This window comes from Pedobacter immunditicola (assembly GCF_037482985.1).
In the GTDB taxonomy this organism is placed as follows: Bacteria; Bacteroidota; Bacteroidia; order Sphingobacteriales; family Sphingobacteriaceae; genus Pedobacter; species Pedobacter immunditicola.
On record NZ_JBBHKC010000003.1, the window covers coordinates 398,513 to 413,695 of the forward strand.

The following is a 15,183-nucleotide window of genomic DNA, read 5'->3' on the forward strand; positions in this document are numbered from 1 at the left end:
AGATTATTGTTATGTAATTGATTAGTTACTTAATTTTTATTGAAAGCCTTAGTTTTTTAGCTATTAAATGTGAGGTTTATTAGTGGTATTATATTGCTTCGACTTTCCTCTTCTGATTTGATTCCTCCGCAGAACCATAAAAGTCTAAATACCACTTCACAAACTTTTCTATGCCTTCCCTTACTGATATTTTCGGATCATAGTTAAACGCACTTTTCATGCTTTCTATGTCGGCCCAGGTGTCAGTTACATCTCCACTCTGTAAGGATAAATAAGATTTTTGTGCAGTGAAACCTGTTTGCCTTTCTATCTCGGTTATAAAATCCAGTAAATTAACTGACTGTCCGCGGCCAATATTAAAAACCCTGTAGGGTGACTTTGATGTTGATGAATCTGGCTTAAAGCCATTCCAATTAGAATCAGTTTCAGCAGGGTTATCCAAAACCTTTACAATTCCATCAATGATATCATCAATGTAGGTGAAATCCCTTTTCATATTTCCTTCATTGTAGACCTCAATAGTTTTATTCTCTAATATTCCCTTTGTAAAAATGAACAAAGCCATGTCAGGTCTGCCCCATGGCCCATAAACTGTAAAAAATCTTAAACCTGTCGTGGGAATATTGAATAAATGACTGTACGCATGGGCCATGAGTTCGTTACTTTTTTTAGAGGCTGCATATAACGAAACCGGATGATCGGCACTATGATTTACAGAGAATGGCATTTCTTTATTTAACCCGTAAACGCTCGACGAGCTCGCATATACCAGGTTCTTTATGTGGAATTTTCTGCAGCATTCCAGTATATTCAAGAAACCATGGATGTTAGCGTCAAGATATGCTTGAGGGTTGGTTAAACTATACCTTACCCCTGCTTGAGCTGCAAGATTACAAACCGCATCAAAATTATAAGTTTCATAAATATATCTCAATGAATCCTGGTCAGTAATATCAGTTTTTATGAATATATAATTCTGGTGTTTTGTGCTTTTTAATGCAACGTTATATGCAATCTGACTTTTATTTATTCCGGATTCTTCCAGTCGCCCATATTTTAAGTTTACATCATAGTAGTCATTTATGTTGTCTATTCCAACTACTTCATCACCTCGTGAGATTAAAAATTTGACTAAATGATATCCGATAAATCCGGCAGAGCCTGTAACTAATACTTTCATAATGCTTTTTAATTATTTAAAAATTGGATTGGATTATAAGTTTTTATGCCAGACTTCGAGGCTGAATACACAAAACAGTATTTTTGCACGTCGTTCATCCGATATCTTGATCTTTCTTGAAATAAGGTTTTCGATAAAGTCCTTCTTTAAAATTTTAGAATATAAAGTATCTGAGCTCAATAGATAGTCATTGATGATATCTTTAAGTTCATTATCAACCCATTTATTCAGTGGAATTTCAAATCCCCTTTTAGGCTGGTGTACCAGATCCTGCGGTAGATATCGCTTACTTAAATCCCTTAAAATATGTTTGGTTTGAATGTTCTTTATTTTATACTCATCTTTTAAACCCGGAGCAAATTCAAGGATTTCTTTAGCTAAAAATGGACTTCTTCCCTCAAGAGAATGTGCCATGGTCGCAATATCCATTTTTGGTAATAAGCGACTGAATAACATCGATTCAAAATCCATCAGCAATATCTTTTTTAATGATGATATTGGATATTCATTTATCCTTATTAAATCAGCAGTAATGTCTTTCATCTGCGGCTTGATCAAAAATTGATCTTCGAAACCAACGAACAAATCCGACGATGCAGAGCAGTATATTTTGGTAAGGTCTGAATAACTGGCAAATTTCAATAGTCGATAGAGGTATGTATAATTACTTTGTTTTTTATTTGCAATGGGTAATAATGCAGACAGCATTTGTGAACCGAATTTGGTAACAGCATTTGGATTAAAAAAATCCATATGCTTAAACGGAACGTACCTTCTGTACCCTCCGAATAATTCATCTGCACCATCACCATTTAGAACGACAGTTATATGTTTTTTCGCTGCTTTAGCGACATAGTAGCTCGGTATTGCAGAATTATCTGAATTGGGTTCGCCATGGTTCACAATTATTTTCTCAATATCATTTTTCAGCTCCGAGAAATTGATCTCTACCACGGTATGATTCGTGTCATACTTTCGGGCAACTTTTTCAGCTAAAGCCGATTCATCAAAACTACCCTCCATCTTCACAGTAAATGTTTTTAACTTCGTATGGTGTTGAGCAGCAATTGCAGTAACAATACCACTATCAATGCCTCCGCTTAGAAAGGATCCAACATCTAAATCTGAACTGTCAATTCTACGGCTTACTGCCTTTTTAAGGATTTCATCAAGATGATTTATGGATTCTTCATACGACATCTGATTCTCTTTAGTATAACTGGCTTCAATCTTGAACCATGTTATATCCTCCGACAAGCCAGTCAAAGCATCAATTTTTAAATAATGACCATTCTCGAGTTCCGTGACAAGTTTATACGGCGTCGATCTACGATAATGATGTCCCAGATATAAGTAATCAGCTAAGGATGTATAATCAATTTCAGGTTTTGTGATCTTATAAAGAATATTAAGTTCAGAAGAGAACACTACTGTATCTCCATTACTATATATATATAAAGGTTTCTTCCCTGATCTATCCCTGGCTAAATATAACCTTCGGTTTTTGGTGTCATATAAGGCAAATGCAAACATGCCATCCAATTCATCCAACATCTTCATTCCCAGTAGTTCAAATAACAGTAGCAGGGTTAATGTATCGGAATTAGACTTTGCTTCAATTCCATATTTCAACCTTAATTCCATGTGGTTATAGATTTCCCCATTGAATACGATGATTAGACCGTTATGCTCCATTGGCTGCTGGCCAGATACACTTAAATCTTGAATTGCGAGGCGTGTGTGGTACAAGGTCAGATTATTAACTTTTCTCATATGTTGCTCATCTGGACCCCGATGCCATAAACCATCGAAAATTTTGCTGTCCAAAGGAGTTTTATAATTTACTGTACCAAATATTCCACACATATTGTTTATATTTTTTTATTAGTTTGCTACTTGATTGATTAAGTTCATCCAGTTCCCCATCACAATTTCTTCCTTGAAATTTGCTACTATGTATTTCCTTCCATTAAGGCCATACTGTTCTCTTTCTCCAGGAGTCATCTCCATGATTTTGATCATATTTGCAGCCATATCATGTTCGTCTTGTTTCTCACACAGAAATCCACATTGGGCTTCATTCACTAATTCATTGTTGCCATCAATAGCCGTTACCACGATGGGTTTACCATGTGCCATTGCTTCTAATATTGCGTTTGGCATGCCCTCTGAGAATGATGATAATACAAATGCATCTGCCTTTTCCAGGTAAGCTCCAATGTTTTGTTTAAAACCCAAAATATTGACATGCTTTTCTAGTCTCATCTCCTGAATAATTTTATACGGCCACACCTCGTTGTTTAATTCTCCTATAATATCAATTTTGAAATTTCTGTCTTTAATTAATTCTATAGCCTTAAATAACGTGAGGTAATCTTTATTCCACCTGAAATGTGCAACACAGATCCAATTGAATTTTTCGTTTTCAATTCCTGCATTCTTTTTGTGTTTCAGCACAGGTATTGAAATTCCATTATTTATTACTATTCCGCCCTTTTTGATTAAATTTTGTTTTTCAAAATTGATTTTTGAAGCAAATGAATTATAAACAATTGCGTCGTCTATGTTTGACGTGATCTTAAAAGGTATATACCATTTCTTTTGTATGACCGAAATTCTGATTGTCGATATGAGTTTGAAATTGAAAATTAATTTATACAGCCGTGCAAAGATGATTGCGATAAACATGAAAGCAATTACAACAGTTGGCCGGAATTCTCTTATTGTGTTGTATATTAATTTAGTATTCGAAAGACCATGTCTGGTCCAACTTTTTAAAAAAAGGACATTTAAGTTCTGTTTTTTAAGGTCACCATTGAATTCGTCTATTGGCTTAAGAGAAATAATTAAAACCTTGTTAAAATTATTTTGCAGATGTAGAGCAATTTTAACTAATTGGGTTTCTGCCCCACCCTTACTCATAGAGGGTGTCATCAAGATCACCCGCTGAAACATTTTCATACAGTAAATATTTGGTTATTATGATAAAAAGAAGTTGTTATGAACAACAAGAGCCAGAGAGGGTTATAAGACTATACGATGGGTATTTTTAATTAACCTTTGATTTGTATAGTAATTCAAAAGCACTATCTCTTCCTTCGAAAAGATTTAATGCCTTGTTGTATGTTTTTAGATGATTTTTTGCGGAAATTTCAATGTGATACCGATTGTTGTATGCTTTTAAGATGTTATCCTTTATAACGTCTTTCTCTTTTGAATAGACTGCTCTTTTCAAAGCTTGATAAAAAGATTCCAGCGTGGTGTTTTTACTTATAAAGCCTGTGACCCCATCTTTTATCATTTCTTTAATGCCGCCTACCGGTGTGCAAACTGGAATACAACCCACTGACATAGCCTCAATTAAGGATATAGGCATTCCCTCATATATACTGGAAAGACAAAATGCATCCGCAATGCTTAAATAATCAGCTATGTTATTTTTTCCACCCAAGATTTCAATATTTGCATCGTTCAAGGCCCTTGATCTTAATTTTATACTCAATTGCTCATCTTTAATATCTCCAATGATCAATAATTTGCATTTTATTGATTCTGTTTCATTAAACTTTTTAACACTTTCAATCAACATTTCTTGGTTCTTCTCCTGTGAAATTCTGCCAATATTTACCAGTAAAAACCTGTTATCAGCTCCTTTGTATTTTTCATGTAGTCGCCTGAACTCAGCTGTAGTAGATAACGTTGGACGACCATTTTCAACGATGACGTCGTTATTTAAATTATAATATTCTCTATATGTTTTGCTGCCATTCATCGAAATTGTGACAGGGATTACTTTATTGTTTCTGTAAAAAAAGGCACGTATATTTTTAATGACAAGATTCGGGCATTCAAAACTTGCCGTGTTATGAATGGTGTGAAAAAATGTTGTTCTGGATTTGAAAGCTCTGTATAAGGCTAAATATTCAAAAGCATTCAAATGGCTATGCACAATGTGAGGTGTTTTAACCTTCAGCCAATTGGTTAACTTCACTAATACACTTAGACTTAATCCACTTTTTTTATTAAAGGATATATAATTTACCCTATTGCTTAAGTCATTAATAAACGTATTCTGGGGATCATTACCAGATAGAGAAAGAATGTATACTTCATACTTTTCTATTTTAGCTATTTCATTGCACAGATCAATTACAAAGCGCTCGGCGCCCCCCCTGCTAAGTGTTCCTATGACATGAACAATTTTGATTTTATGCATAATTCAAAGTTTTTAATGACTGATCTGGTGCTACTAAATCTACCATTTTAAATTTATACATGTGAAGTATACTGAAGAAAAGAAATACTGTTGGTCCGTTAGCTTCAATTAACCAGGCATTATGAAATAAGGCATTTATTGAAACACTCAGGAAAGAAAAACATAGGCACACTAAAAGCCTGTTTTCTGGTTTTCTGATCACCTGAATGATGTTTAAAAAAATTCTGCAAACTTTATGATAAATAGAAATCAACAACCCTAATCCCAGGAACGGTCCTAGATAGGTGATGAACATCAAATAAGCATTATGAGAAGTTATACCATCCGAGAAAATATAATTACGATAGATGACATCACCCCAGGTCTTACCATAAAATATAAGCCCAAAAGGATGTTCCAAATAAATATTTAAATTTTCTTCAGTAAGGCTGGTCCTGTTGTGAGACGGATCGCTTTGCTCATTTTTCGCAATGATATTTTCCATTCCATCCAGGTAATCGTTTAGTACGAAATAATAAATCAAACCACATAACACCACTGCTATAGATAAAAAAAAGACTGCTTTAAATTGGTAGTATATTAATAAGAACAATGTTGTGGCAAATAAGAAAGTTACGAAAGCAGAACGCTGCATTCCTAATAATAAGAATACCAGGCAAATAAACAAAACCCCTACAGGGGCAATAAAAGATTTGTTAAAAGTGCAGGTATAAATAAAAAGAAATGGTGTAAGTGCAGCTAATTGATAACCAAATGTAAACTGATAGACCGAAATCCCTGCAGGACTTTGCATCACCCTTTCATCCAAAAGCATTGCTCTGAGTGTTTCTATTCCGTAGAAACTATCGATTACCATCAGAATGGCCGAAAAGGTTAATAGGCCATAAAACATTAAAACTGCGGTATTAAACCGGCTCCTGTTAGTCCCAATATAGTAATTGAAGAACAAGGCGCAAATCATGACGGAAAGCATATTCCTAGCGAACGTTTTAAATTCTGATAGTCCTACAAAATAATAAAGGAATATAGCTAAGCTAATGAAAACAACCTCTTTTATGTATAAAAATGGTGTCTCTTCTTTATTTCTAAAAAGAAAAATAAGCGGAAAACAAAATATTAAAGGTGCTGGAATTCTGAATGTATCTGTTAAAAATATTCCAAAAGACAATGCATATAGATATAAAATCATTAATAAAGCAGCAATTAGTTTCATGGTATTTAATTTAGGTTATCAATTATTATAGACAATGATTTTTTACCGATAAGAGCTCAAAATCAAAAAAATTAGTAAAGCATGTGCTATTTAATGATGATACTTTTTAAAGTAGAAGATATAATCTTTAAGTCAATCCATAAATTATTATGGTCAATATACTTAAGGTTTTCGCTCACTTTTGTTGGGATGATGGTATTGATATAATAGTTCTCTGGGTCATCAGAATTCTCCAGTAATTGATTTTCATTTATAAATCGAATTGACGCCCAGTCTGTTATGCCAGGCTTTACCGTTAATACCCTCTTCTGAACAGCATTATATAATTGTACATATTTCAAAACCTCTGGTCTGGGGCCAACAAAGCTCATCTCACCCTTCAAAATGTTAAATAGTTGCGGTAGTTCATCGATTTTATATTTCCTCAACCAGTAACCAATTCTTGTAATGCGGTTATCATGATTGCCGACAGTAAGGAGACCCTTCTTATCTGCATCTTTACACATCGTTCTGAACTTATAAAGTTCAAAGTTATTTAAGTTCAGCCCAACGCGAACTTGTTTATAAATGATAGGCCCCTTTGAATCTAATTTCAATAAAACGATAACGACCAGAAAAACAGGCAACAGAAATATAATACCTAATAGTGAAAACACCACATCAAAAATTCTTTTCCCATTCATATCAACGATATTAAAATAATACTTTGATTACTTCTTCAACCGGTTTAATCGTTTGCACAGCCTCCACAACGGCTTCAATAATATACTCTACCTCAGACTCTGAGAGTTGCGGGTAAATAGGCAGAGAAATTTCACAAGCATATTGTTTGTAGCTATTTGGAAATTGAGCAATATCATAACCTAAACTTTTAAAATAAGTAAGCATAGGCATCGGAATAAAATGAACATTGACCATCACTCCTTTATTTACTAAATCCTCAATGATCTTATCCCTCTGGCTTTCAGAAATATCCTTAATTCGCAAAGGAAATAGGTGGTAGGATGATTCTCTATTTTGATCTTTACAAATGGGCTCAATAAACCAGTTATATAGTTTAAAAGAATTGCAATATTTCTGAAATATATTTTTTCGCTGAGGAAGTAAGGTGTTATTATATTGCCTGATCTGTGCAAGGCCGATAGCGGCACAAATATCAGGCATGTTCATTTTGAAACCTTTAAACAGAATGTCGTATTTCCAGTTAGCACCATTTGATTTTGCAAATGCATCCTTGTTCTGTCCATTCAAGGAAAAGATTTTCAAGAAGTTATATTCATCCTGGTTATTAAATTCAGGAGGTAAGTTTAAGCAGATGCTGCCTCCTTCGGCGGTAGTAATATTTTTAACGGCATGGAAAGAAAAGATGGTGATATCGCTTTTCAATGAGGCTGGTAATCCATCATAGTATGCCCCAATGGAATGAGCGGCATCTGATACCAACAAAATTCTTCCAAGTGTCGCTTGTCTGTCTGAAGCTGGAACAAACTGACTTTGAATTTGTGGATCTTTAATGATCGCCTGGAGTTCATTAAAATGGCAAGGTAATCCGGCAATATCAACAGAAATTATAGCTTTTGTTTTGGAGGTAATTTTGCTTCTGACCATTTCAGGGTCAATAGTTAAATCATCCAGAATATCAACCATTACCGGAGTTGCCCCACAATGAATGACACATAAAGCAGTGGCACAATAGGAGTAAGCGGGAACTATGACTTCATCTCCTTTTCCAATACCAAACCATTTAAGGGTCATGATGGCGCCAGAGGTCCATGAGTTAACACAAATTGCCGCTTGGGACCCGGTTAGTTTAATTATTTCTGATTCCAAAGCTTTTACTTTTGGTCCGGAAGTAATCCAATTTGAATGAAGTGAATCAAGAACTTCATTGATAACAGCTTGATCAATGAACGGTGGGGAAAATGGGATATTCATAATCTTAATTTTTTAAGTTCTTTCACCAATAATGCATTCATGACTATAAATGCGTTGTTTTTTGTAGTAGATTAGTTTTTACAAAGGATCAATTCCTCCCATTTACTGGAGATGACATCAAGTGAATTTGTTAGCGCAATCTGCCTGGCGTTGATTGATAATTTTTCTTTGTAAATAGGGTTAACCAAAACCTTAAAAATTGCTTTAGAAAGCATGTGAACATTGTTGTCTTCTATTAATATGCCATTGACGCCATTTTTTATGATCTCAGAGGGGCCAAATTCACAATTCATTGCTATGCAGGGACAGCCAATACTCATCGCCTCGATCAACGCATTTGGGTAACCTTCGTTTCTTGAAGGCAAGACAAAAAGCTCTGTTTGCTGATAATAGTCCAGGAGTTCATTCTTTGCTCCTACCAGGTATACCCTGTCTTGGAGTTTAAGTTTAACTATCAGATCAGTAAGGTTTTGCTTTTCAGCCCCATCCCCTACGATAAGGAGATCTATATCATTTAAGGAAATGCCACTAAAAGCTCTAATCAACTGATCAAAACCTTTTTCATAACCTAACCTCCCAACTCCGAGTATAAACTTTCTATGATGGACATTTCGATTCAAAGAGCGTTCAAAAGTATTTATGGGATTCCTGATAACTTTATAGTTTTTTAGATTTTGGAAAACCTTGTTCTGTTTCATGCAGTCTTCAATTCCTTTTGAAGGAATTACAATGGCTTTTGACTTACGATAAATAATATAGGATAACCATTTGAATACAAACCCGAATTTATTAACCGTATGGTCAGGTGTAGTTCTTTCGGAGACTATGTAAGGGATTCTTAAGAGATTACAACTCAACCCAGTCCATAAATTGGCACTGGTCATAAAGGAAATCACACAATGTGGTTTTTCTTTATGTAATAACTTGACCAGGCGATAATATGTAGTCAGTCCATAAAAAATCCTCCTGGTTAGATTCTCATTCTTTTTCCGATTTAATAAGTTGACTATTGTAATAGATTTAGAAAGTTCATAAGCCTGCTCGGCCTCATTCATGCAGACAATAATAACTCTGAAAGCTTGATCTAAGCTGTTTCCTAATACTGAAACCACCCGTTCTGCCCCTCCCCTTTGTAAGGTGTTTATAACAAATACTAATGTTGGTTTAGACATGATAATCATTTATAATAATTTAATTATGGTATTAAAAGCATGACCGATTCTGAAATTTTTCATTTCAAAGAGCAAATATTCATGGAGGTATATTTTAAGAAGTTTGCGTTTTAAATCTGTAGAATATTTAAAATTTCTAATCACCAAATTAAAATCGCTGATCATTCTACTTTTTCTCAGATTTGAATTAATCATACTCCAAACTCCTCCAGAATGTAAACGATAACAGGCCATCACATCAGGAAGTACATATATTTTTTTATTTGTGGAGGCTACCGCAAAAAGTTTAAAAAACCGATCCGCTCCATGTGCCTGCGAATACCAGCCTTGTGATTTAATAGCGCGAACTTCGTCAACGTTTCTCACCACTAAGGAACAGAGGCGAGTTTCCTCCTTTTTTCCTAGCAAAACATCCTGGTAAGCATATTTTATACTTGTAGGACTAGGATTTAAATAAACAAGCTCTCCATTTTCATTGATCACTTTGGAATAGTGGCAGCAAATGACGTATTCCGAATTGGCATCCAGGAAATCAACTTGCTTTTGTAGCTTTAAGGGATCTGTCCAAAAATCATCACCATCGCATAGTGCTATATATTTCCCTTTAGCTAAATCAATAACTGAAATGTGGTTTGTAAATGCACCAACATTTTTCTCGTATGTGATCAGTTTTATCCTGTCGGGATAGCTGATGCAAAACTGATCGATGATGGATCTGGTTGAGTCTGTGGAACAATCTTCGCCAATTATGATCTCGACATTGAAATTTGTTTTTTGCATTAGAAAGCCTTCTATTGCCTGGCCAATATACTTTTCATGGTTGTAGGTGATACAACAAATGCTAACTGTTGGAACTGAAGAATTGCTCATTTGTTTTTGATTGAGTTATATAGATTCATTTACAAGGCATTCTGTACGAAAGCCAGGCTCGGAATAACATTATCCATTGCACTTTCTTTTTCTGAATTTTGAAGCTCCGCAGGGAATTCATAATTCTGGACACGTAAGATTATTCTTGTTATTAAATCCAAATCGCTGCTGGTGAGGGTATGGTAAAGTGGTAAACATAAAATTCTGCTGGCTACCGATTCACATACAGGCATATGTGATGGGGCGACAAATGGTAATGTGGAGAGTGATGGAAAAAAATATCTTCTGCAATATATTTTTTCATTTTCCAGCGTCTTTAAACACTTTAGCATTAGTTTCTCATTATCAAATAAGACAGGGAAATATGCGTAGTTGTAATCTAAGTTCTCATTTAATTTAGGGTATTTTGCTTGTAAACTGTCTAAATTTCTCCAATAATAAAATGAAAGCAGTCTTCTTTTATCTAAAATTTCATCGACATGTTTTAGGTTACACAAACCCATAGCTGCATGGAATTCACAATTTTTGCCATTTATACCTACTTCAGAAAACTCATCAGGTCCATTATGACCGAAGTTCCGCATTGAGGCCATTTTCTTTAATAACTCGGGATCCTTAGTAAAGACAGCGCCACCTTCTATGGTATGAAAAAGTTTAGTTGCATGGAAGCTGGTTGTGCTTATATCACCATATTCGAAAACAGACTTGTTTTTGTATTTGGTGCCGAAACAATGTGCCGCATCGTATATTACTTTTAAAGAATGTTTGTCTGCAATTTCCTGAATTGCATCAATATCACAAGGATTTCCATAGACATGGGTAGCTAGTATGGCTGAAGTTTTCGTAGTGATTGCCTGTTCAATTTTTTTGGGATCAATATTAAATGTCTCTGCATCAATATCAACAAAAACAGGCGTACAACCTTCCCAAATAATACTGTTCGTGGTAGCCACAAAAGAGAATGGGGTAGTGATGATTTCTCCAGTTAATCCTAATGCTTTGATAGCAATTTGGAGAGCTATAGTGCCATTTGAAACATAAAGAAGGTGATTTATATTTAAATAGTTTTTAAGTTTTAGTTCAAGTTCATTCACCAAAGGACCATTATTGGTAAGCCACTTACGTTCCCATATACTGTTAACGTATTCTTCAAATTCTCCGACTCTTGGAAGAAAAGGTTTTGTTACAGGTATCATCTTTTTAAGATTAAATGTTTAAAATCATGTATTGGTGTAAGTTTAAGCAGGGTGCTACATCCTATATAAAGAAGGAAAAAGAACAGGCCGTCAATTATTATCCTGGTGATGTCGAAAAATCCTATTGGCTTTAGAAACATTTGGTCGAATAGGTAACATATCAAACCGGTGGATAGGGAAATTATAATCGTCGGCATGATATCAGTGATCTGTTCTGAAATTGGGTAGTCTAATAACTTACCGCTGTAGAGTGAATTGATGTAATAGCTTATGAAACTAAATAACAATTGAACATATAGTAAGCCATAAATTCCAAAAGGAATGACACATAAAATGCCGATTACGCTGATAGATTTTTTAATAATTTCGAGTTTTAGTATGAGATCACTCCTGCCTTTAACCTTTAGAATGTTCAAATTGTAGGAATGTAAAGGGTACATCACTCCCGACAAGCATAATATTTGAAAGTACGGGACAGCCGGTAGCCATTTTACTGTAAATAAAAATGTAAATAGCGGCTCCCCTATAACTGCCAGGAAAATCAGGATCGGTGCATTCCAAAATAGTACTTGCTGCATCAATGTTTTATAAACCAACTTCAATTTGGTGTCGTTGTCATTAATTGAAGCAAACATGGGATAAGTAACCTTATTGATTATTGCAGATATGTTGCTGGTCGGAAGCTGGCTTACTGATTCTGCTCTGGAATAAAATCCCAACTGTAGTACCGAATAATATTTACCGATAATGAGTACGTAGATATTTCTATAAAGCGTATCCATGATGCCGGTTAAAGTCATCTTATAACCGAAATTGAAATGCCGTAAAAAACTCTTTTTGTCGAAAACTAAGCTTGGTACCCAGCCAGAATAAATCCAATGCATCACGGTGGACAAAAAAGATTGAAATAAATTCATCCAAACTAAGCTCCAGACTCCATAACCTTTCATGGCCAGTACCACACCTAACAATCCACCAATTAACACCGCCGGAATTTGAATGGTCATTTGAATTTTAAAATTCATCTCCTTGGTTAGCCGGGCATTTTGAACACTATAAAATGCATTGATGATGAAACCAATTGCATAAACTCTTAATACAAGTGCTAATACGTCCTGCTGGTAAAAGGAAGCGATATATGGTGCCGAAAGATAGATCAGTCCATACATTACTGCGCTTCCGGCCAGGTTGAAGAAGAATACAGTGGAATAATCTTTCTGAGTAAGATCAGCCGACCGTATTAATGAGGAGGCTAAGCCACTATCCATTAAGTTATTACCGATTGAAATAAATACCGTCAGCATGGCTATTAATCCAAATTCTTCAGGTAATAAAATTCTTGCTAAGATTACTGTTACTCCAAAATTAATCAGCTGTATGCTGAATTGCTGTATGAATGTCCATAAAAAACCAGACAAAGTTTTTTTAATCAAGCTCATTTAAGTAGTTATAAGCGCATGTCTACTAGAGACTCTGGAAGCAAAGATTTTATATCATAAACTACGGTATTCTCTTTGCACATACTTGAAATATCAAGATCCTTGAATTTTTGATGAGCAACAGCGAGTACGATAGCATCATATTTCCGCTCTTTTGTCTCTCCGTTTTGACATATCACTCCATATTCATTTTTTACCTGGACTGGATCAGCCCAGGGATCATGAATGGTGACTTTAATATTGTATTCCTCCATTCTCCTTACAATATCAATCACTTTTGTATTTCGAACGTCGGGGCAATTTTCTTTAAATGTAAACCCAAGGATAAGTACCTCAATGTTGTTGATATTCCCAATTGATACCATCCGTTTTACAAGCTCATCTGCAATGTAGCTTCCCATTCCATCATTCACGCGTCGACCCGCAAGAATAATTTCCGGATGATATCCGGCCTCCTGGGCTTTCTGAGCAAGGTAATAAGGGTCTACTCCGATACAATGGCCACCGACGAGCCCCGGTTGAAATTTTATAAAATTCCACTTTGTGCCTGCTGCATCCAATACCTCCTGGGTGTTGATACCGAGCTTGTTAAAAATCATAGCTAATTCGTTAACAAAGGCGATATTAATGTCCCGTTGTGCATTTTCAATCACTTTGGCAGCTTCCGCAACTTTTATAGATGAGGCTTTGTAAGTGCCGGCTATAATAATTGAACTATATAAGTCATCTATAACCTGCGAAGATTCCGGTGTAGAACCAGCTGTTATTTTTAGAATATTTGCAACAGTGTGATGTTTGTCTCCTGGATTTATCCGTTCAGGTGAATAGCCAGCAAAGAAATCAACGTTGAATTTCAAACCGGAATGCCGTTCCAGCACTGGAACACATTCATCCTCAGTCACCCCCGGATATACCGTAGATTCATAAATGATGATGTCACCTTTTTTTAGGATCTCACCAATCATTTTACTAGCACTCAAAAGAGGTTGCAAATTTGGCCTGTTATTCTTGTCAACCGGCGTTGGAACAGTAACAATAAAGATGTTGCAATTTTTGAGCAACGCTACATCGTTGGTGCAAAACAAGCCGGTTAATGTAGTACAGTCGTCTGTAATGATGGTTTTAAGTACATTAGATTCAATTTCATTGGTATGATCAAAGCCTTCTTTAAGGTTATTAATGCGTTGATGACTAGTGTCAAATCCAAATACTTTGTATTTTTTCGCAAACTCAACTGCTAGCGGTAAACCGACATAACCAAGCCCAATGATTGCGATTTTATTGTTTTTTAAGGAAGGAAAGTTCATTTGGCTTAGTTGATTAGTTCCAGGTTAGACGATGGTACTTTGGTAATTAAAGCGCAGCTCAAGCTGTCTATCACCACCAAAACATTTTTTCCTTGTAATTTGATGATCTGTCCTTCCTTCTGTTTCATAATCCCCTCTTTGATTTTTACCCGGTCACCAACTTCCATTCCCTGTAAACTCATCACTTCTGCTTCTGGATAGATTTGCAGGTAGCCCTTGATAGAATCAATCACATTAGGTCTGATTTCAGCAGGTTTACCCATAAAATATACAAAGTTCATGACGCCCAATGTCAGCCTTACTTTCAGTTCTTCTTTTGGTGATATATGGACAAATACATACGAATTAAATAAGGGTAGTTCAATGCTTTTAATTCTATCAGCCCATTTACTTTGAACTTTTCTTAAAGGGCAGTAAGAATTTATGCCCTGCATTTGTAAAAGTTGATTTACCTTTTTTTCCCATCTTGGGCGGGTATATATAACAAACCATTTTTTCACATTTGCTGCTTTATAAGTTAAATTTTCCATAATGTATTTTTAAATGTTAGTATTGACCCGCCCTGGCACAGCTTCGCTACCTCACTTACATGAGTATTTTTCTTTTTTTTAATTCACTTATACCTTGATACAGGGCAATTGCCTGCTTATTGATG

The 15,183-nt window shown here is 35.3% G+C and carries 14 protein-coding genes; 1 reads left to right on the top strand and 13 read right to left on the bottom strand.

Going from position 1 to position 15,183, the window contains the following annotated elements:
• Positions 1 to 88: 88 nt before the first annotated feature.
• From WG905_RS06830 to WG905_RS06850, 5 genes are all read right to left on the bottom strand, one after another.
• Positions 89 to 1,180 (bottom strand): NAD-dependent epimerase, encoded by a 1,092-nt coding sequence (locus WG905_RS06830; RefSeq protein ID WP_339590958.1) that lies wholly within the window; start codon positions 1,178 to 1,180, stop codon positions 89 to 91.
• Between the two features lie 33 nt (positions 1,181 to 1,213).
• On the bottom strand, positions 1,214 to 3,046 hold the full coding sequence (gene asnB, locus WG905_RS06835) for an asparagine synthase (glutamine-hydrolyzing) (protein WP_339590959.1): 1,833 nt from the start codon (positions 3,044 to 3,046) through the stop codon (positions 1,214 to 1,216).
• Between the two features lie 18 nt (positions 3,047 to 3,064).
• Complete coding sequence (locus WG905_RS06840; protein ID WP_339590960.1) at positions 3,065 to 4,141, bottom strand: glycosyltransferase; 1,077 nt, start codon at positions 4,139 to 4,141, stop codon at positions 3,065 to 3,067.
• Between the two features lie 88 nt (positions 4,142 to 4,229).
• On the bottom strand, positions 4,230 to 5,396 hold the full coding sequence (locus tag WG905_RS06845) for a glycosyltransferase family 4 protein (protein WP_339590961.1): 1,167 nt from the start codon (positions 5,394 to 5,396) through the stop codon (positions 4,230 to 4,232).
• Positions 5,389 to 6,288 carry an O-antigen ligase family protein gene (locus WG905_RS06850; protein ID WP_339590962.1) on the bottom strand — a complete coding sequence of 300 codons (900 nt, stop codon included), beginning with the start codon at positions 6,286 to 6,288 and terminating at the stop codon, positions 5,389 to 5,391. The genes WG905_RS06845 and WG905_RS06850 overlap by 8 nt, the downstream gene beginning before the upstream one ends.
• 145 nt (positions 6,289 to 6,433) lie before the next feature.
• Here WG905_RS06850 and WG905_RS06855 point away from each other — a divergent pair, with 145 nt between their 5' ends.
• Positions 6,434 to 6,640 carry a hypothetical protein gene (locus tag WG905_RS06855; RefSeq protein WP_339590963.1) on the top strand — a complete coding sequence of 69 codons (207 nt, stop codon included), beginning with the start codon at positions 6,434 to 6,436 and terminating at the stop codon, positions 6,638 to 6,640.
• Positions 6,641 to 6,695: 55 nt separating this feature from the next.
• On the opposite strand, the gene WG905_RS06860 is transcribed toward WG905_RS06855, so the two are convergent.
• The 8 genes from WG905_RS06860 to WG905_RS06895 all read right to left on the bottom strand — a co-directional run bounded on the left by WG905_RS06860 (position 6,696) and on the right by WG905_RS06895 (position 15,058).
• Complete coding sequence (locus tag WG905_RS06860) at positions 6,696 to 7,292, bottom strand: sugar transferase (protein ID WP_339590964.1); 597 nt, start codon at positions 7,290 to 7,292, stop codon at positions 6,696 to 6,698.
• Between the two features lie 10 nt (positions 7,293 to 7,302).
• Positions 7,303 to 8,544, bottom strand: a complete 1,242-nt coding sequence (locus tag WG905_RS06865) for a DegT/DnrJ/EryC1/StrS family aminotransferase (RefSeq protein WP_339590965.1) — start codon at positions 8,542 to 8,544, stop codon at positions 7,303 to 7,305.
• Positions 8,545 to 8,615: 71 nt separating this feature from the next.
• Positions 8,616 to 9,716, bottom strand: a complete 1,101-nt coding sequence (locus tag WG905_RS06870) for a glycosyltransferase (protein ID WP_339590966.1) — start codon at positions 9,714 to 9,716, stop codon at positions 8,616 to 8,618.
• A 9-nt stretch (positions 9,717 to 9,725) separates the two neighbouring features.
• The gene (locus WG905_RS06875) at positions 9,726 to 10,586 is read right to left on the bottom strand and encodes a glycosyltransferase family 2 protein (protein ID WP_339590967.1); all 861 of its coding nucleotides are present in this window, start codon (positions 10,584 to 10,586) and stop codon (positions 9,726 to 9,728) included.
• Between the two features lie 29 nt (positions 10,587 to 10,615).
• Positions 10,616 to 11,782 carry a DegT/DnrJ/EryC1/StrS family aminotransferase gene (locus WG905_RS06880; protein WP_339590968.1) on the bottom strand — a complete coding sequence of 389 codons (1,167 nt, stop codon included), beginning with the start codon at positions 11,780 to 11,782 and terminating at the stop codon, positions 10,616 to 10,618.
• Positions 11,779 to 13,221, bottom strand: coding sequence for a lipopolysaccharide biosynthesis protein (locus WG905_RS06885; protein ID WP_339590969.1), 1,443 nt, complete (start codon positions 13,219 to 13,221; stop codon positions 11,779 to 11,781). The genes WG905_RS06880 and WG905_RS06885 overlap by 4 nt, the downstream gene beginning before the upstream one ends.
• Before the next feature lie 8 nt (positions 13,222 to 13,229).
• Positions 13,230 to 14,528, bottom strand: coding sequence for a nucleotide sugar dehydrogenase (locus WG905_RS06890; RefSeq protein WP_339590970.1), 1,299 nt, complete (start codon positions 14,526 to 14,528; stop codon positions 13,230 to 13,232).
• Positions 14,529 to 14,533: 5 nt separating this feature from the next.
• Positions 14,534 to 15,058 (bottom strand): UpxY family transcription antiterminator, encoded by a 525-nt coding sequence (locus tag WG905_RS06895; RefSeq protein WP_339590971.1) that lies wholly within the window; start codon positions 15,056 to 15,058, stop codon positions 14,534 to 14,536.
• Positions 15,059 to 15,183 lie beyond the last annotated feature (125 nt).

What these genes read in the sequence shown, in the direction of transcription:
- WG905_RS06840 (WP_339590960.1), bottom strand. Translation starts at nt 4,141, where the DNA reads ATGAAAATGTTTCAGCGGGTGATCTTGATGACACCCTCTATGAGTAAG.
- WG905_RS06890 (WP_339590970.1), bottom strand. Translation starts at nt 14,528, where the DNA reads ATGAACTTTCCTTCCTTAAAAAACAATAAAATCGCAATCATTGGGCTT.
- WG905_RS06845 (WP_339590961.1), bottom strand. Translation starts at nt 5,396, where the DNA reads ATGCATAAAATCAAAATTGTTCATGTCATAGGAACACTTAGCAGGGGG.
- WG905_RS06865 (WP_339590965.1), bottom strand. Translation starts at nt 8,544, where the DNA reads ATGAATATCCCATTTTCCCCACCGTTCATTGATCAAGCTGTTATCAAT.
- WG905_RS06895 (WP_339590971.1), bottom strand. Translation starts at nt 15,058, where the DNA reads ATGGAAAATTTAACTTATAAAGCAGCAAATGTGAAAAAATGGTTTGTT.
- WG905_RS06855 (WP_339590963.1), top strand. Translation starts at nt 6,434, where the DNA reads ATGAAAACAACCTCTTTTATGTATAAAAATGGTGTCTCTTCTTTATTT.
- WG905_RS06880 (WP_339590968.1), bottom strand. Translation starts at nt 11,782, where the DNA reads ATGATACCTGTAACAAAACCTTTTCTTCCAAGAGTCGGAGAATTTGAA.
- WG905_RS06830 (WP_339590958.1), bottom strand. Translation starts at nt 1,180, where the DNA reads ATGAAAGTATTAGTTACAGGCTCTGCCGGATTTATCGGATATCATTTA.
- WG905_RS06850 (WP_339590962.1), bottom strand. Translation starts at nt 6,288, where the DNA reads ATGTTTTATGGCCTATTAACCTTTTCGGCCATTCTGATGGTAATCGAT.
- WG905_RS06860 (WP_339590964.1), bottom strand. Translation starts at nt 7,292, where the DNA reads ATGAATGGGAAAAGAATTTTTGATGTGGTGTTTTCACTATTAGGTATT.
- WG905_RS06870 (WP_339590966.1), bottom strand. Translation starts at nt 9,716, where the DNA reads ATGTCTAAACCAACATTAGTATTTGTTATAAACACCTTACAAAGGGGA.
- asnB (WP_339590959.1), bottom strand. Translation starts at nt 3,046, where the DNA reads ATGTGTGGAATATTTGGTACAGTAAATTATAAAACTCCTTTGGACAGC.
- WG905_RS06885 (WP_339590969.1), bottom strand. Translation starts at nt 13,221, where the DNA reads ATGAGCTTGATTAAAAAAACTTTGTCTGGTTTTTTATGGACATTCATA.
- WG905_RS06875 (WP_339590967.1), bottom strand. Translation starts at nt 10,586, where the DNA reads ATGAGCAATTCTTCAGTTCCAACAGTTAGCATTTGTTGTATCACCTAC.